This is a genomic window from Streptomonospora sp. PA3 (assembly GCF_009728995.1).
Taxonomy (GTDB): domain Bacteria; phylum Actinomycetota; class Actinomycetes; order Streptosporangiales; family Streptosporangiaceae; genus Streptomonospora.
This window is the reverse complement of record NZ_VTZW01000008.1, coordinates 51,546-69,161: the sequence shown is the minus strand read 5'-3', so window position 1 is coordinate 69,161 and position 17,616 is coordinate 51,546. Positions and strand designations below refer to the sequence as shown.

General features: G+C 71.7%; 14 protein-coding genes and 1 tRNA gene. 11 read left to right on the top strand and 4 right to left on the bottom strand.

Features of this window, described 5'->3' with window-relative positions:
• The first annotated feature begins 61 nt into the window (after positions 1-61).
• The 4 genes from FZ103_RS06225 to pyk all read left to right on the top strand — a co-directional run bounded on the left by FZ103_RS06225 (position 62) and on the right by pyk (position 3,672).
• Complete coding sequence (locus tag FZ103_RS06225; RefSeq protein WP_155999523.1) at positions 62-460, top strand: DUF2784 domain-containing protein; 399 nt, start codon at positions 62-64, stop codon at positions 458-460.
• A 145-nt stretch (positions 461-605) separates the two neighbouring features.
• On the top strand, positions 606-1,499 hold the full coding sequence (locus tag FZ103_RS06220; RefSeq protein WP_186356003.1) for a prenyltransferase: 894 nt from the start codon (positions 606-608) through the stop codon (positions 1,497-1,499).
• Between the two features lie 116 nt (positions 1,500-1,615).
• Positions 1,616-2,170: a type 1 glutamine amidotransferase domain-containing protein gene (locus tag FZ103_RS06215; RefSeq protein WP_155999519.1), complete on the top strand. Its 555-nt coding sequence runs from the start codon at positions 1,616-1,618 to the stop codon at positions 2,168-2,170.
• A gap of 71 nt (positions 2,171-2,241) precedes the next feature.
• Positions 2,242-3,672 (top strand): pyruvate kinase, encoded by a 1,431-nt coding sequence (pyk, locus tag FZ103_RS06210; protein ID WP_186355893.1) that lies wholly within the window; start codon positions 2,242-2,244, stop codon positions 3,670-3,672.
• A gap of 113 nt (positions 3,673-3,785) precedes the next feature.
• Here the strand turns inward: pyk and FZ103_RS06205 are convergent, their stop codons facing one another.
• Both FZ103_RS06205 and FZ103_RS06200 read right to left on the bottom strand, forming a co-directional pair.
• A complete protein-coding gene (locus tag FZ103_RS06205; RefSeq protein WP_186355892.1) occupies positions 3,786-4,724 on the bottom strand; it encodes a DUF1266 domain-containing protein in 939 nt (312 codons plus the stop codon).
• Positions 4,725-5,030: 306 nt separating this feature from the next.
• Positions 5,031-5,104 (bottom strand) — tRNA-Leu (locus FZ103_RS06200).
• 139 nt (positions 5,105-5,243) lie between these two features.
• Here FZ103_RS06200 and FZ103_RS06195 point away from each other — a divergent pair.
• From FZ103_RS06195 to FZ103_RS06175, 5 genes are all read left to right on the top strand, one after another.
• Positions 5,244-5,813 (top strand): response regulator, encoded by a 570-nt coding sequence (locus FZ103_RS06195; protein WP_186356002.1) that lies wholly within the window; start codon positions 5,244-5,246, stop codon positions 5,811-5,813.
• 818 nt (positions 5,814-6,631) lie between these two features.
• Complete coding sequence (locus FZ103_RS06190; protein ID WP_186355891.1) at positions 6,632-8,080, top strand: branched-chain amino acid ABC transporter permease; 1,449 nt, start codon at positions 6,632-6,634, stop codon at positions 8,078-8,080.
• 12 nt (positions 8,081-8,092) lie between these two features.
• A complete protein-coding gene (locus FZ103_RS06185; protein ID WP_155999513.1) occupies positions 8,093-9,079 on the top strand; it encodes a branched-chain amino acid ABC transporter permease in 987 nt (328 codons plus the stop codon).
• Positions 9,069-9,956, top strand: a complete 888-nt coding sequence (locus FZ103_RS06180; RefSeq protein ID WP_255429801.1) for an ABC transporter ATP-binding protein — start codon at positions 9,069-9,071, stop codon at positions 9,954-9,956. Before FZ103_RS06185 ends, FZ103_RS06180 begins: the two co-directional genes overlap by 11 nt.
• Positions 9,957-10,057: 101 nt before the next feature.
• A complete protein-coding gene (locus FZ103_RS06175; RefSeq protein ID WP_186356001.1) occupies positions 10,058-10,885 on the top strand; it encodes an ABC transporter ATP-binding protein in 828 nt (275 codons plus the stop codon).
• 905 nt (positions 10,886-11,790) lie between these two features.
• Here FZ103_RS06175 and FZ103_RS06170 read toward each other — a convergent pair.
• Complete coding sequence (locus FZ103_RS06170) at positions 11,791-13,032, bottom strand: ABC transporter substrate-binding protein (RefSeq protein WP_155999511.1); 1,242 nt, start codon at positions 13,030-13,032, stop codon at positions 11,791-11,793.
• A 473-nt stretch (positions 13,033-13,505) separates the two neighbouring features.
• Complete coding sequence (locus FZ103_RS06165) at positions 13,506-13,922, bottom strand: hotdog fold thioesterase (RefSeq protein ID WP_155999509.1); 417 nt, start codon at positions 13,920-13,922, stop codon at positions 13,506-13,508.
• A 193-nt stretch (positions 13,923-14,115) separates the two neighbouring features.
• Here FZ103_RS06165 and polA point away from each other — a divergent pair, with 193 nt between their 5' ends.
• Positions 14,116-16,878: a DNA polymerase I gene (polA, locus tag FZ103_RS06160; RefSeq protein WP_186355890.1), complete on the top strand. Its 2,763-nt coding sequence runs from the start codon at positions 14,116-14,118 to the stop codon at positions 16,876-16,878.
• A 142-nt stretch (positions 16,879-17,020) separates the two neighbouring features.
• Positions 17,021-17,473 carry an alternative ribosome rescue aminoacyl-tRNA hydrolase ArfB gene (gene arfB / locus FZ103_RS06155; protein ID WP_155999507.1) on the top strand — a complete coding sequence of 151 codons (453 nt, stop codon included), beginning with the start codon at positions 17,021-17,023 and terminating at the stop codon, positions 17,471-17,473.
• The last annotated feature ends 143 nt before the right edge of the window (positions 17,474-17,616 follow it).

Genomic DNA, 17,616 nt, shown 5'->3' with positions numbered 1-17,616 from the left:
GGCGGCACCGGACGCCCGATTCGGCGGGCATTCCCGACGCGGGCGTGGGTAGAAATTCGATATGGGCTACCGCCTGCTCGCCGATGCGGCAATGCTGCTGCACTTCGGTTTCCTGTGCTATGTGGCCCTGGGCGGGTTCCTGGTGTGGCGCTGGCCGCACGCACTCTGGCCCCACCTGGCGGTGTGCGCTTATGCGATCGGCATCCTCGACTTCCAATGGGGGTGCCCGCTGACGTGGGTGGAGGACTGGGCGCGCGACCGGGCCGGGCTGCAGGGCCTGCCGCCCAGCGGCTTCATCGACCACTACCTGACCGGGGTGGTCTACCCCGCACGGTTCCTGATGGAGGTGCAGGTCGCCGTGGGAGTGGTGGTGGCGCTGTCGTGGCTGGGGGCCGCGGTGCTGCTGATGCGGCGGCGCCGCGCGTCCGGCGGCGAAGGCGGCGAATCCGAGCGCAGCTGAATGCGCGGCGCGTGCGGAATTGCGCGCGCAAAACGCCTGATTCGCGACATCCCACGCGGTAAATATCGCACAAGCGGGGCATACTCGGGCGATTCACCTTTGGTCTCGTCCCGGACCGGAGGCGTACATTCGTGGCATGAGCATGGTGACCCCGGAAGCCCTCCGCTCCGCGGAGCACTTCATCTCGCGCAACGCCCGGCTGATCGACCGCCACCGCTTCGCCTACCACTTCCGCAGCGGGCCTCCCGCCCCTATTCGCTCGGTCCTGGACTCCTACCGCAACGTCGACGGCGGCTTCGGCAACGGCCTCGAACCCGACCTGCGCGGGCACGGCAGCCAGCCGCTCGCGGTGGTCGTCGCCCTGCGCTACCTCGACGAGCTCGGTCACGTCCCCGACGACGTCGCCGAGGGCGTCTGCCGCTACCTCACCAGCATCGCCCGCGACAGCGCGGGCGTGCCGCCGGTGCTGCCCACCGTGCGCCACACCGAGGCCGCGCCGCAGTGGCGCGAGCGCAGCGACTTCGGCGGCGCGCTCGACCCCACCGCCACCCTCGTCGGCCTCATGCACCGCCACCGGATCTGCCACGCCTGGCGCGACCGCGCCACCGCCTTCTGCTGGAGCCGCATCGCCGCTCTGCACTGGACCGACCCCGACGAGGCCATCGCGGTGTGCACCTTCCTGCAGCACGTGCCCGACCGCCGGCGCGCCCACGCCGAGTTCGAGCGGCTGCGGCCGGCCATCCGCGCCGTGATCGAGACCGACCCCGACGCCGGCGGCCACGTGCACAAGCCGCTGGACCTGGCGAGCCACCCCGACCACATCGCCCGGCGGCTGTTCACCGACGAGGAGATCTCCGCCCACCTCGACGCCCTGTGCCGCCGCCGGCTCGACGACGGCGGCTGGGACATCACCTGGGACAGCTGGGCCGTCAGCGCCCACAACGAATGGCGCGGCATCCTCACCGTCCGCCACCTCAAGACCCTGCGCGACTACGGCCGGCTCTCCGCCGACGTCCCCGCACCCCTGCGCATCGGCTGAGGCGGCGGAGCACGCGTAACCCCCCGCATCGTGGGCAGCGGAAACCCAGCGATCCGGTGCCCGCGGACGGGGGTCCGCGGGTGCTCCGGCACAGACCGACGAAAGGGGGATCGACCATGGCTACCGACCTCAACGGCGCCGCCGTCGCCTTCCTCGCCGCTCCGGAGGGAACCGAGCAGGTCGAGCTCACCGAGCCCTGGACGGCGGTGGAGAAGGCCGGCGGGCGGCCGCAACTGGTCTCCACCTCGTCCGGACGGATCCAGGCGTTCAACCACCTCGACCGGGGCGACCACTTCACCGTCGACGCCACCGTGGGCGAGGTGAGCGCCGACGACTTCGCCGCGCTCGTGCTGCCCGGCGGCGTGGCCAACCCCGACTTCATGCGCATGGACCGGCGCGCGGTCGAGTTCACCAAGGGGTTCTTCGACAAGGCCAAGCCGGTCGCCGCCATCTGCCACGCGCCCTGGATGCTCGTCGAGGCCGACGCCGTCTCCGGGCGGCGCCTCACCTCGTTCCCGAGCCTGCGCACCGACATCGCCAACGCCGGCGGCGAGTGGGTCGACGAGGAGGTCGTGGTCTGCTCCATGGGGCCCAACAAGCTGGTTACCAGCCGCAAACCCGACGACATCCCGGCGTTCAACGAGACGCTGCTCAACGTGTTCTCCGAGTAGCGACCCGGAGTACGCCCACTCGCAACCTGGTTTAGACCACTGCACTGCCCAGACGCTTTAGAGTGTTAAGCGTGACACGTCGAGCAAAAATCGTCGCCACTCTCGGTCCCGCGACGTCGAGCCCGGAGAGCATCCGCGCGCTCGTCGACGCGGGACTGGACGTAGCGCGACTCAACCTCAGCCACGGAACGCATGAGGACCACCACGCCAGCTATACCAACGTCCGCGCGGCCGCCGAGGCCAGCGGGCGCAGCGTAGGGATCCTCGCCGACCTGCAGGGGCCGAAGATCCGCTTGGGCACCTTCCCCGACGGGCCGGTCGAACTGGTCGCCGGCGACCAGTTCACCGTGACCGTCGAGGACGTCCCCGGCGACCGGCACCGGGTCTCCACCACCTACAAGGGCCTGCCCGGGGACGTGCGCCCCGGCGACCGGGTCCTGATCGACGACGGCAACGTGGTGCTGGAGTGCACCAAGGCCACCAGCACCGAGGTGCAGACCCGGGTGCTCATCGGCGGCCGCGTCTCCGACCACAAGGGCCTCAACCTGCCCGGCGTCTCGGTCAGCGTTCCCGCCCTCACCGAGAAGGACGAGGACGACCTGCGCTGGGCCCTGGAGGAGGGCGTCGACATGGTCGCGCTCTCCTTCGTGCGCAGCCCGGCCGACGCCGAGGACGTCCATCAGATCATGGACGAGGTCGGCGTGCGGGTCCCGCTCATCGCCAAGATCGAGAAACCCCAGGCGGTCGAGCGGCTCCAGGACATCATCGAGGTCTTCGACGGCGTGATGGTCGCCCGCGGCGACCTCGGCGTCGAGCTCCCCCTGGAGAACGTCCCGATGGTGCAGAAGCGCGCCATCGAGCGCTGCCGCGACAAGGCAAAGCCGGTGATCGTGGCCACCCAGATGCTGGAGTCCATGATCAGCTCGGCCCGGCCCACCCGCGCCGAGGCCTCCGACGTCGCCAACGCCGTCCTCGACGGCGCCGACGCGGTGATGCTCTCGGGCGAGACCAGCGTCGGCCAGTACCCGATCGAGACGCTGGAGACCATGGCCCGCATCGTCGCGGCCGCCGAGCAGGAGTCCCTGCGCGCCTCGCACGTCCTCCAGCGGGTCCCCGAGACCACCGGAGGGGCCATCGCCCGCGCCGCCGCCGAAGTCGGAGCCACCGTCGGCGCCAAGGCCCTGGTCGCCTTCACCATGTCCGGCGAGACCGCGCGCCGCCTGGCGCGCTACCGCTCGCCGATCCCGCTGCTGGCGTTCACCACGCAGGGCGCCACGCGCTGCCAGCTGGCCCTGACCTGGGGGGTCGAGACCTACTGCGTACCGTGGGTCGACCACTCCGACGACATGGTGCGCCAGGTCGAGAGCGAGCTGCTGGATCGCGGCATCTACCAGAAGGGCGACAAGATCGTCGTCGTCTCCGGGAGCCCGCCGGGAACCCCCGGCTCCACCAACTCGCTGCGCGTACACCGCATCGGCGACGCCATCGCCCACGGCGGCTGATCCGCCGCAGGGTCGAGGCGCACGCGCCTCCCCACACCCGGCCCTCACCCCGGCGGGGCCCGCTGGGCTTCACCGGGGAAGGGCCGACCGGGGCCGGGCCCTGCCCGCCCGGCTCAGTTCGGCAGTGCGCTGGGCAGGCCGCCCTCGTAGGGGACCCGGTCCAGCGGCATGTCCCAGGGCAGCCGGTGCCAGGGGCTCGCCGGGTCGAAGGCGAGCAGCCCCAGAGCCGTCCACGTCCGCTCCCACCCCGGTCCCCGTTGGGCGTAGGTGAGCAGGTAGCCGCCGTGGAACGCCTCGGCCAGCTGCTGCCAGCCGGTGTAGCGGCGCTGCAGGTCGGTGGCCGTGCGGCGCAGCAGGCTGCGGGTCTCCACCCGGCTGAGCCACTCCAGACTCGCCCCGCCGCAGGCCAACCGGATGATCTGGGCGGCCCGCCACCACTGGTGGGCGGCGATGACCACGGAGTCGGTGCCCGGCTCCGCGCCGGTCACCGCACGCAGCCGCGCCGCCTGCTCGGGGGAGAGGCGCACCACCCGCTCGCCGGCGGCCCCGGCCCCGGGGCGGCCGCGCAGGGTCGCGGCGGCGAAGTCGACGTGGAGGTCGGCGTCGCCGCCGCTGTGCAGCTCCGCCCAGAGCCGCTCCACGGTCGCCAGCAGCGAAGCGCGGTCGACGACGCCCCACTCGCGCTCCAGTGCGCGCCGGTAGCGCCGCCGCAGCTGCGGGCGCTCCACCTCGTCCCAGGGCTCGGCCAGGGCCGTGCGGAAGGGGGCGGCCACCGCGGCGGCCCAGCGCTCGGTGCTCAGCGGGGCGTCGGGCTCGCCGGTACGCAGGTCCGGGGGCTCGCGCGAACCCACCACGAGTTCGGTGAAGGTGCCGGCCGCCAGCAGCAGTACGGGCAGCAACGACCAGCCCGGCACGCCCAGCACGATCAGCAGCACGGCGGCGACGGCGAGCGGGGCCATCAGCCAGGGCTGCCGGCGCCGGGAGCCCCACGACACCAGCATCCAGGCGCCGATGGTCAGCGCTCCGGCGATCGCCGCCACCGCGGTCAGCACCAGGCACTCCTCTTACTCGCAGCGGACGGCTCCCCGCGGCGGGTCGAGGCGCCGCCCGAGCCGCTGTCTTAGAACCCGCCCTCACCCAGGATCCGCGACCCGCGGGGGTTGTGGCGACCGGACTCACAGGTTGTGCTCGTGTTGTGGCCGCAATGTGACCGGCGGGGGCGCGCCGTGAAGAGGGGCGCACAGCGTGAGACGGGAGCGCGGGAGCCGGGGCGGGGGAGCGGTGAAGGCGGGCCTCCCGGTGCCCGAGAAGCGGGCCCGGCCGCACCGGGAGGCGGCGGCGCGCAAGGCGCGGCGAAGTGCCCTGAGTGGGATTCGAACCCACACTGTACGAGGTTTGAGCTCGCTCGCTCTACCGGTTGGCGTATCAGGGCTGCGCAGCGGGAAGACGCCCGACCCCGGTCTCCAGGCGTGCGAGCCGAGGTCACGCCTTGGCAAGGCTTCCCGTGGCCGCTGCTCTGCATCCTAGCGGATCCCGATACCCTCATGTACGTGACGACGACGCAGAGCCGCGTGGTGATCGCGGAAGACGAGGCCCTGATCAGGCTGGACCTCAAGGAGATGCTTGAGGAGGACGGCTATGCCGTGGTGGGTGAAGCCGGGGACGGCGAGACCGCGATACGCCTCGCCGACGAGCACCGGCCCGACCTCGTCATCCTCGATATCAAGATGCCCGTCCTCGACGGGCTGTCCGCGGCCGAGCGCATCGCGGCCGACCGCATCGCGCCCGTCGTCATCCTGACGGCGTTCTCCCAGCGCGACCTGGTCGAGCGCGCCCGCGACGCCGGCGCGATGGCCTACCTGGTCAAGCCGTTCAACAAGGCCGATCTGGTACCGGCCATCGAGATGGCGGTCAGCCGCTACGCCGAGCTCTCCGCCCTGGAGGCCGAGGTCAGCGGTCTGCAGGAGCGGCTGGAGACCCGCAAACTGGTCGAGCGGGCCAAGGGGCTGCTGCAGAGCCGCCACGGCCTCAGCGAGCCCGAGGCCTTCCGCTGGATCCAGAAGAACTCGATGGACCGCAGGCTGACCATGCGCAAGGTCGCCGAAACCGTCATCGAGACCCTGGGCGACCAGGCGCAGTGACACCCGGCCCGCGGCGAGGCGGGCCCCGGCCCCGGTGCGGGTTTTTCCGCGCCGGGGTTTCGCGTGTTTTTCCGCGGGTGTGCGGGGCGCTTAGGCCGTGTTTGAGAACGGCGGGTGCGCCGCTTTCCAGGAACCCACCGGGTACCCCCTGGGGCGGCCACCATCGAGAATTGCGGCAATGGGGCTGGGTTGCGCGTAGCGCCCGCCCGTCACCCGCCACCGCCCCAACGGAGGCGCTTCGCGCCACGTACCTGTTCAAAGCCGGCTTGCCGCCGAGCGCACGGTGCACCTTCGCGCCGGAGTCCCGCCACTGATGGTGCGGCTCCACCTGGAAAGGGCTGCGTGCGCTCGGCGGCAAGCTGCGACCGCGCTACGCGAGACGCGCCCATTGCCGCAACCGCTGTGGTGACCGACTTCTTACACAGCACGTAGACGCCCCGCACGCTCGCTGACACTCCGCGCCGGGGTTTCCCATTGCCGGCTCCGCTCCTGAGCGTCGGCCTGCCCGGTGCCGGCGCGGTGCCGCCGCGGGCCGCGATCACCCGCCCGTTCCCGCCGCCGGCGTCGCGCACGGTGACGGCCTCCCCGCGCCGGGTCGCGCCCGCACGGCCCGCCGTAGCGGGGGTGCGCCCCGTCAACAGGGGGACCGTCCCGGTTTGATCACGGATGCGCACAAAGCAATGACGTTTGGATCACGCGGCATTAGACGTGCTGAATGACCTGCGTAAAGCGGGCTAAACTCGCGCCACCGAACAGCAAACACCCGGAATCGGACACAGCCGTTTCCGGCCACTGACGAATGAGCGCAAGGAGCGCACGTGCGCACACGCCTCGTGACGGTGCTGCTCGCCCTGATCGCCGCCACCCTGGCGATCCCGGGGACGGCAGCAGCAGACACCCAGGGCGGTGCGTCGCTCTTCGGCCAGATCCGCCAACCTGACAGCGACGAGGGTGTCGAGGGCATCGACATCACGGTCTCCCAGGACGGCGAGCAGATCGGCGAGGCGACCACCGACTCCGACGGCAATTGGGAAGTGGAACTGCCCGGCGCGGGCACCTACCACGTGGTGCTCGACGAGGAGTCGGTGCCCGAAGACTACGACGCCATGCAGGTCCCCGCCGGACCCGAGCGCGACGTGGAGGTCCGGGAGGACCAGCGGTTCGCCGTGGTCTTCCAGCTCGTGCCCGCCGGGCAGGGCCAGGCCTCGGCCTCGCCGAGCGAGTCGGAGTCCGCCGAAGAGGACGAGGAGTCCCAGCAGGACTCCGGCTCCGCCGGAGGCGGCGAAGAGGAGGGCGCCATCGAGGCGCCGGAGGCCGCCTCGGGCTCGGGCATGTTCGGCCAGGTCGTCTCGCTGGTGGTGGCCGGCCTGCTCTTCGGCCTGATCATCGCCATCTCCTCGGTGGGGCTGTCGCTGATCTTCGGCACCACCCGGCTGATCAACTTCGCCCACGGGGACATGGTCACCTTCGGCGCGATCATGGCGATGATCTTCAGCGGGACCTCGACGCTCGCCGCGCTGCACGCGCCCTTCGAGGGGATCCCGGGGCTCGGCTTCGCCACCAACCCCTTCGTCGTGGCCACCGTGCTCGCCGTGGTCTGCGGCGGTCTGCTCGGCTGGCTCATGGAGCGCTTCCTGTGGCGGCCGCTGCGCCGCCGCAACGTCGCGATGATCCAGATGTTCATCGTGAGCATCGGCTTCGCCCTGCTGCTGCGGCACGTGCTGCTGGTGGTCTTCGACGCCAACCGCCGCAAGTACGTGCAGTTCCGCATCCAGGACATGATCGAGATCGGCCCGATCGCCATCACGCCCCGGGACCTTGGAATCCTGGTGCTGTCGATCGTGGTCCTCGTCCTGGTCGCGAGCATGCTGCAGTTCACCCGCATCGGCAAGGCGATGCGCGCGGTCTCCGACAACCGCGACCTCGCCGAGTCCTCCGGCATCGACGTCGCCCGGGTCACCGTCTACGTCTGGGTGCTGGGCGGCTCGCTCTCGGCCCTGGGCGGGGTCTTCCTCGGCCTGAACCAGTCGGTGTACTGGCAGATGGGCTTCCACCTGCTGCTGCTGATGTTCGCCGCGGTGATCCTGGGCGGCCTGGGCACGGCCTACGGAGCCATGGTCGGCGGCCTGGCGATCGGCCTGGTGGCCCAGCTGTCGACGCTGTGGTTCTCGTCGCAGCTCATGAACGTGTGGGCGCTGCTCATCATGATCGTCGTGTTGTTGTTCCGGCCGCAGGGCATCCTCGGCCGGCGCGAACGGGTCGGCTAGGGGAGACGGACGATGGACACAATGACGATCCTCTCCCTCTCGGTGGAGACGGCGATCGGGCCCGTCGCGGCCATCTACGTACTCGCGGCCATCGGGCTGAACATGCACTTCGGCTACACCGGGCTGCTCAACTTCGGCCAGGTCGGCTTCATGCTCGTGGGCGCCTACGGCGTCGCCGTGAGTGTGGCGACCTTCGGACTGCCGCTGTGGATGGGCTTCCTGGTCAGCCTGGCCTGCTCGGTGGTGCTGGCGCTGGTGCTGGGCATCCCCACCCTGCGGCTGCGCTCGGACTATCTGGCGATCTCCACCATCGCGGTGGCCGAGGTGCTGCGGCTGGTCTACCGCGCCGAATTCGCCCGCCCGGTGACCGGCGGCGTCTACGGCAGGCAGAGCTTCGCCGACGCCTTCTACGACGCCAACCCCCTGCCCGAGGGCTCCCTGGGCGTGGGCCGCGTCGACTTCTCCTCCGACGAGCTGTGGCTGATGCTGGTCTGCTGGCTGCTGGTCGCGGCCGGACTTGCCATGATGGCCCTGCTGATGAACAGCCCGTGGGGCCGCGTCATCAAGGGCATCCGCGAGGACGAGGACGCCGTGCGCAGCCTCGGCAAGGACGCCTTCACCTACAAGCTGCAGAGCCTGGTCTTCGGCGGCGTCTTCGGCGGACTGGCCGGTGCGATGATCGCGCTGAACCAGCAGAACATCACCCCCGACCAGTTCATGCCGCAGGTCACCTTCTACCTGTGGGCGATGCTGCTGCTGGGCGGCGTCGGCACGATCTGGGGCCCGGTCATCGGCCCGGTCATCATGTGGTTCATGCTCACGCTCTTCGACGAGACCCTGCGCGGCATGGCCTCCACGGGCGTGCTGCCGTTCCTGGCGACCTCCGACTCCGGGCCGCTGCGCCACGCACTCGTCGGGGTGGGCCTGATGCTGCTGATCGTCTACCGGCCGCAAGGCCTCGTCGGCAACCGCAAGGAGATGCTGGTCAATGTCAAGTGACGCGACGCCCGGCGCGCCCGAGGCGGGCCAGGACCGGATGGCCGGCACCGCGCCCGAGACCGGTTCCGCCAAGACCGACCCGATCCTCAAGGCCGACGGCATCCGCCGCTCCTTCGGCGGCCTGACCGCTGTGGACGTGGAGCACCTGGAGGTCCAGCGCAGCACCATCACCGCGCTGATCGGCCCCAACGGAGCGGGCAAGTCCACCCTGTTCAACCTGCTGACCGGCTTCGACCGGGCCGACGCGGGGGAGTGGTCCTTCCAGGGCCGCCGGATCGACCGCATGGCCGGGCACAAGGTCGCGCGGCAGGGCATGGTGCGCACCTTCCAGCTCACCAAGGCGCTCACCCGCCTGACGGTGCTGGAGAACATGCTGCTGGCCGCGCCCGGCCAGCGCGGCGAGCGCTTCCTCGGCGCTTTCGGCCGCTGGCTGTGGACCGGCCAGGAGGCCGCCAACCGCGAGCGGGCGATGGAGCTGCTGGCCCGGTTCAAGCTCGACGCCAAGAAGGACGACATCGCCGGCAGCCTCTCCGGCGGCCAGCGCAAGCTGCTGGAGATGGCGCGCTCGCTCATGGTCGAACCGTCCATGGTGATGCTCGACGAACCGATGGCGGGAGTGAACCCCGCGCTCGTGCAGTCGCTGCTGGAGCACATCACCGCCCTGCGCGACGAGGGCACCACCGTCCTGTTCGTCGAGCACGACATGGACGTGATCATGGGGATCAGCGACTGGATCGTGGTCATGGCGCAGGGGCGGGTCATCGCCGAGGGGCGACCCGCCGACATCCGCTCCAACGAGCACGTCATCGACGCCTACCTGGGGGCCCACCACGACGAGCCGGGCCAGGGCGCGCAGCAGAAGGAGGAGGGGCCGTGAGCGGATCCGAGGCAGCGGGCGCACCCGGCGGGGAGCAGCGCCGCGACGGCCAGGGCGGCGCCGCCGAACAGGCCGCGGACGCGGCCGGGCGGCACGACCGCATCGACCACCCGCCGGAGAACCGGGAGGAGGCGAGCCTGCTCCAGGAGCACCGCGAGGAGGCGCTCGAACACGCCGGACCCGCGGAGCGCGTGACCGACCCCTCCCGGTACCTGCTGGTCGCCGACAGCGTCACCGCCGGCTACGTCCCCGAGGTCAACATCCTCGACGGCTGCACGCTGACGCTGGGCGAGGGCGAGGTCGTGGGCATCATCGGCCCCAACGGGGCGGGCAAGTCCACGCTGATCAAGACGATCTTCGGGCTGCTGCCCGTGCGCGGGGGCACGATCACCCTGCGGGGCGAGAGCATCGTGCGCCGCAGCGCCCACGAGCTGGTCTCCAGCGGAGTGGGCTATGTGCCCCAGACCCAGAACGTGTTCCCGAGCCTGACGGTCGAGGAGAACCTGGAGATGGGCGTGTTCCTGCGCCCGAAGATCTTCCAACGGCGCATGTCGGCCGTCGCGGAGCTGTTCCCGCTGCTGGGCGAGCGCCGCAAGCAGAAGGCCGGCGCGCTGTCGGGCGGCGAGCGCCAGATGGTCGCCATGGGGCGCGCGCTGATGATGGAGCCCTCGGTCCTGCTGCTGGACGAGCCCACCGCCGGCCTCTCGCCGATCTTTCAGGACGAGGTGTTCCACCGCGTTCGCGAGATCAACGCGACGGGCGTCTCGGTCATCATGGTCGAGCAGAACGCCCGGCGCTGCCTGCAGGTCTGCGACCGCGGCTACGTGCTCGACCAGGGGCGCAACGCCTACACCGGCACCGGGCGCGAGCTGCTGGACGACCCCAACGTCATCGAGCTCTACCTGGGCACCCTGGCCCAGACCGGGTAGCGGCGCGGGTTCTCCCGCAAGGGGGCGGCGCCGCGGCGCCGCCCCCTTTTTTCCGCCGGATGCGCTCGGCCCGAGGCACCCTCCGGGAACCCGAGGAACGGGCCACGGCAGAAGGCTGCGGCAATGGGGCTGTGCTGCGCGAAGCGCTGTGCGCCAGCTTGCCGCCGAGGGCACGCTGCATCTTTTCCGCAGAGGGGCGACCGGTGGTGGGGCTCTGGCTGGGAGGTGTGCACCACCGCTCGGCGGCAAGCAAACACGTGACGCGAAGCGTCTCCGATGGGGTGGCGGCGGGCTGACGGGCGGGCGGATCGCGCTAGGCGAGGCGCGCCCATTGCCGCAACCCCGGTGGTGGCGGCTTCCAAGCGGTTCCCGGTGGGTTCCTTTGACCCCCAGCCGGGAGGAACCCACCGGGGGCCGCCCAGGGCGGGCACCATAGGGGCTGCGGCAATGGGGCTGTGCTGCGCGAAGCGCTGTGCGCCAGCTTGCCGCCGAGGGCACGCTGCATCTTTTCCGCAGAGGGGCGACCGGTGGTGGGGCTCTGGCTGGGAGGTGTGCACCACCGCTCGGCGGCAAGCAAACACGTGACGCGAAGCGTCTCCGATGGGGTGGCGGCGGGCTGACGGGCGGGCGGATCGCGCTAGGCGAGGCGCGCCCATTGCCGCAACCCCGGTGGTGGCGGCTTCCAAGCGGTTCCCGGTGGGTTCCTCTGTCCCCCAGCCGGGAGGAACCTTCGGCGACCGCCCAGGGCGGGCACCACATCGGCTGCGGTTCGCGGCGGGTGCCTCGGTAGACGCGCCCCGACTCCTTCCCCGCCCGGTCCGCGCACGCGAAAGGCCCCCGGCGGTCCGAGGACCGGCCGGGGGCCGGGGCGCGGGCGTGGCCCGCAGCCGGGGTTCGCCGCTCGCCTAGGCTTCGGCGTCCACGGTGATCTCGTCCTGCTTGCTGTGCTGGCCCTTGTCGTCGAAGCCGTAGATCTGGAAGGTCGCCGAGGTGACGTTGCCGTCCTCGTCGAAGTTGATCGGACCGCTTACACCCTGGTAGTCGATGTCCTCGCCGTCGGCGAGCAGGTCCTTGCACTCCTGGAAGCTCGAGCACTCGGTGCCTTCACGCGAGACCGCGCGGACCTCGTCGACGAACACGGCGGGGTCGTTGGTCTCGGCCTGCTGGGCGGCCAGGGCGGTGACGATCGCGCAGTCGTAGACCTGCCCGGAGAACTGGAACACCTCCAGATCCGGAGCGAAGGACTGCAGGCCCTCCATGAACTTCTGCTCGCCGTTGTCGGGCGCGGTGCCCTGGAAGCCGGAGATGCTGCCGGGGTTCTGGGCGTCGACCTTCTCGGCCAGCGTCTCGTCGTTGAGGCCGTCGGTGCCATACATCTGGTCGGCGCCGACGCCGGCCTCGATCAGGCCGGTGATGATCTGCACGCCCTCCTCGAAGGAGACCAGGACCACCGCGTCGGCGTCGGCGTCGGCGACGTCGCTGACGACCGAGTCGAAGTTGGCGGTGTTGGGGTCGTAGCCCTCGTTGAAGGCGACATCGATGCCGTTCTGCTTCAGCGCCTCGGCCGTCGCGTTGGCCAGGCCCTCGCCGTAGTCGTCGGCGCGGTAGGTGATCGCGACGCTCTGGTGGCCGTCGGAGGCGATCTTCTGGGCGAGGACCGGCCCCTGCATCGTGTCGCTGGGCGCGGTGCGCCAGTAGTAGCCCGTGTCGTCCTCGGAGGCCAGGCCCGGCGCGGTGTTGGAGCCCGAGCACTCGACGACCTCGGCGCCGGTGACGGTGTCCATGATCGCCTGGGTCATGCCCGAGGCCGCAGCGCCCAGGATGATGTCGGCGTCCTGGTCGACCAGGCGCTTGGCGGCGTCGTTGGCCTGGGCCGCGTCGTTGGCCTCGTCCCCGCTGAGAATGGCGGGCACCTCGGCGCCGTTGACCCCGCCGGCCTTGTTGATCTCCGACAGCGCGTATTTGGCGGCCTGGATCTGCGGCGGCCCGAGGTGGGAGAGGTCCCCCGTCTCGGGGAAGACGTATCCGAACTGGAGCGGATCGTCACCGCCTCCGCCTTCTGCTCCGCCTCCGCCGCCGCAGGCGGTCAACCCAAGGGTGAGGGCCGCGGCCGCCGCGGTGAGGCTGAGGGCCTTCTTGCTTGGCATTGAGGTCTCTCCGTTCAACCGGCTGGGTAGCGCTGGGGGACGCCCTGGCCGTGGCGAGGGTGATCGCGCTTAACCACGGGCGTTAGCGGAGCTTAATCACACGCGTTCACGTTCCGGTAGATCGGATCTCATGTCGGTGCCGAGTCGGATTCATGCCGTTATCTCTCCGTAGTCATACGCCGGAGGGAAATCCGCTGATCAAAGCCGCTTTTCACGATTCGCGCCGTAACAATAGCCCTCGGTGACCACGCCCTGTATGCGGCGGCGCGGCGCCGAGATGCCTGCGGCACCGCTGCGGTCGGCGGTCGTGAGAAGTGGGGGCGGCGAGCGGGGGCAGCGGGTCGGCCGCCGCGGCGCGCCGGTCCCGGCGGCCGCGGACCCGCCCGGGGGCGGGTGCGTACACGCGTCCGCCCGGGCGCGAGTCGCGGCGCGCCCCGCGCCCGGGCGGACACAGGGTGGTGCGGAGGTTCGGCTCAGGCGTCCCGCAGCGCGCAGGTCAACCGCGACGTGCACACCCGGCGCCCCTGGTCGTCGGAGACGACGATGTCCCAGGTGGCCAGCGTGCGGCCGAGGTGCACCGGGGTGGCCACGCCGGTGATGTGGCCCTGCGTCGCGCTGCGGTGGTGGGTCGCGTTGATCTCGATGCCCATCGCGATCCGCCCCTCACCCGCGTGGATCATGGACCCGACCGACCCCAGGGTCTCGGCCAGCACGCAGGAGGCGCCCCCGTGCAGCAGGCCGTAGGGCTGGGTGTTGCCCTCCACGGGCATCCGCCCGACCACCCGCTCGGTCGAGGCCTCCAGCATCTCCAGCCCGAGGCGCTCACCGAGGGTGCCGCCCATGTTCCCGCCGCCCGTGATCGCGGCCAGTCCGTCCGCGTCGATCGCCATGCTCTCTTCCGCCTCCTGTGTGAAGCCGGGGCCGGCGCCTCCGGCGCCCTGCGCCGGGCGCCCCGCGCCCCTCCCGTCGCTGCCGCCGGCCGTGCCGGCCCTGCGGACCGCCGCGGCCCCGACCGGCGGGAACCGATGGCCCGCCTGTATGCCGCAACGCGCGAATGTCCGCACGGCATCCTAGGATTCACCTGTGGCGACGACACAGCAGACCCCCGGACAGAACGGCACCTCCCCGGCGCAGCAGGCGCCGCCCGAGTGCGGGCGGCTGCTCCTGCTGGACGGGCACTCCATGGCCTTCCGCGCGTTCTTCGCGCTGCCGGTCGAGAAGTTCACCACCAGCACGGGCCAGTCCACCAACGCCGTATACGGCTTCACCTCGATGCTGATCAAGCTGCTGCGCGACGAGCAGCCCACCCACATCGCGGTGGCCTGGGACCTCTCCGGCCCCACGTTCCGCGACGAGATCTACACCGACTACAAGGCCGGGCGCGCCGACACCCCCCCGGAGTTCCCCGCCCAGGTGGAGTTCGTCCAGGAACTGCTGAAGATGCTGGGCATCACCAGCGTCTCCGCCCCCGGCTACGAGGCCGACGACGTCATCGCCACCCTCACCGCCCGCGGCCGCGAGGAGGGCATGGAGATCCTCATCGCGTCCGGCGACCGCGACGCCTTCCAGCTCGTCGACGACACCTGCACGGTCCTCTACCCGGGCCGGAGCATCTCCGAGCTCACCCGCATGACCCCCGAGGCCGTCGAGTCCAAGTACGGCGTGCCGCCCGAGCGCTACCGCGATCTCGCCGCCCTCGTCGGCGAGAAGGCCGACAACCTGCCCGGAGTGCCCGGGGTGGGCCCCAAGACCGCCGCCAAGTGGATCACCAAGTACGGGTCGCTGGAGGAGCTGGTCGCCCGCGCCGACGAGCTGACCGGCAAGGCCGGCCAGAACCTCCGCGACCACCTCGACCAGGTGCTGCGCAACCAGCAGCTGAACCGCCTGGACCCCGACGTCGAGCTGGAGCGGTCCGTCGGCGAGCTCACGCGCACCGACGCCGACCGCTCCGGCGTGCACGCCCTCTTCGACAACCTGGAGTTCGCCTCCACCCTGCGCGACCGCCTCTTCGCCGTGCTCGGCGACGACGAGGGAGCGCCCGAGGCCGTCGAGGAGGAGTTCACCGTCGAGCTGACGGTGCCCGCACCCGGCGGACTCGGTGCCTGGCTCGCGGCCCACGCCGCCGACGGCGCCCGCTGCGGCGTCGCGCTCGCGGGCTCCTGGGGGGCCGGCACCGGCCGGATCACCGGCCTGGCGATCGCCGCCGCGAGCGGGCCCGCCGCGTTCGTCGACCCCGCAGAACTCGGCGCCGAGGACACGTCCGCCCTGGCCGCCTGGCTCGCCGACCCCGACCGCCCCAAGGCCCTGCACGACGCCAAGGGCCCCCTGCTGGCGCTGTGGGCCCACGGCTTCGAGCTGCGCGGGCTCACCAGCGACACCGCACTGGCCGCCTACCTCGTGCAGCCGGGCGGGCGCAAGTTCGAGCTGGGCGACCTGTGCCGCCGCTTCCTCAACCGCGAGCTCGGCGAGCAGCAGAGCGACTCCGGACAGCTCTCGCTCGACATCGCCGGCGACGGCGCGGACGATCCCCGCACCGCCGAGCGCACGGAGCTGGCGGTGCGCGCCCGCGCCACCCTCGACCTCGCCGCGGGGCTCGACCAGGACCTCGACAAGCGCGGCGGAGCCGCCCTGCTGCGCGACCTCGAACTGCCGCTGCTGCGGGTGCTGGCGAGCATGGAGCGCACCGGTATCGCCGCCGACCGCGCCTACCTCGACTCGCTGGAGGAGGAGTTCGCCGCCGCCGTGCGCCAGGCGGTCGACGAGGCCCACCGCGTGGTGGGCCGCGAGTTCAACCTCGGCTCGCCCAAGCAGCTCCAGCAGATCCTCTTCGACGAGCTCGAACTGCCCAGGACCAAGAAGATCAAGACCGGCTACACCACCGACGCCGACGCGCTGGCGTGGCTGGCCGAGCGCACCGACAACGAGCTGCCCGTCATCCTGCTGCGCCACCGCGACCAGACCCGCCTGCGCACCACGGTCGAAGGCCTGATCAAGACCATCGCCGAGGACGGCCGCATCCACACCACCTACAACCAGACCGTGGCGGCCACCGGCCGGCTCAGCTCGGTCGAGCCCAACCTGCAGAACATCCCCGTGCGCACCGACGCCGGGCGGCGCATCCGCCGTGCGTTCGTGGTCGGCGAGGGCTACCGCGACCTCCTCACCGCCGACTACAGCCAGATCGAGCTGCGGATCATGGCCCACCTCTCCGAGGACGCGGCGCTCATCGAGGCCTTCCAGACCGGCCACGACTTCCACGCCGAGATCGCCGCGCGGGTCTTCGACATCGGCGTCGGCGAGGTCGGCCCCGAGGCCCGCGCCCGGATCAAGGCGATGAACTACGGACTGGCCTACGGGCTCAGCGAGTTCGGCCTCTCCCAGCAGCTGGGGATCACGCCCAAGGAGGCCAAGTCCCTCATGGACGACTACTTCGTCCAGTTCGGCGGGGTCCGCGACTACCTGCGCGCGGTGGTCGAGCGCGCCCGCCGCGACGGCTACACCGAGACCATGCTGGGCCGCCGCCGCTACCTGCCCGACCTCACCAGCGACAACCGCCAGCGCCGCGACATGGCCGAGCGCATGGCGCTCAACGCGCCCATCCAGGGATCGGCCGCCGACATCATCAAGGTCGCCATGCTGGACGTCGAGGCCGGGCTGCGCGAGGGCGGCTACCGCTCCCGGATGCTGCTGCAGGTGCACGACGAGCTCGTGCTGGAGGTCACCGACGACGAGATCGACGCCGTGCGAAAACTGGTGTCGGAGAAGATGGCGGGCGCCTATGATCTCCGGGTGCCGCTGGCCGTCTCGGTGGGCGTGGGGCGCGACTGGCACGACGCCGCGCACTAGGCGCTCACCGGGCGACCGCACCCCCTGCGGCGCAGGCGTGTCGCCCGCGGCGACGGCGGGCAGGCGCACACCAGAGCAGGGAGCGGACCGGCGGCGCCGGCGGCCGGTCCCATCCGGTCGGAGCGGGAAGGAGGGCCACGCCATGGCCGAACCCCGGAGCGGGCCCGGCGGCCCGCGGCGCGCTGGACCCCCGGTCCGGTTGCGCGAAGGCGAGCTGGCCTGGCGGTTCTCCCGCTCGGGCGGACCGGGCGGCCAGCACGCCAACACGGCTGACACGCGGGTCTCGCTGTCTGTGGACGTCGCCGCCACCGAGTCGCTGACCGCCGAGCAGCGCGAGCGCGCTCTGCGGCGGCTGTCGGGGCGGCTCAGCGGCACCGTGCTCACCGTCACCGTCGAGGAGCACCGCTCCCAGGCCCGCAACCGCGATCTCGCCCGCGAGCGCCTGGCGGGCCTGCTGTCCTGGGCCGTCGCCCCCGGTCCCCGGTCGCGGCGGCCCACGCGCCCCACGCGCGGCGCGACCGAGCGCAGGATCGCCGCGAAGAAGCGCCGTTCGCAGGTGAAGCGGATGCGCGGGCGCGGCGGCGCGGAGGAGTGATCCGCCCCGGGGCGCCCGCAGGGCGGCGACGGGCACCGGGCGCGGGGCGTGTCGCGCGGCGGCCGGATCCGGCCCCCGCGGAGGGGGCGCGCGGGCGCCCGAGTACCATGCGCAGGTTGTGCTTCAAGCCGGTATGTCGGGCC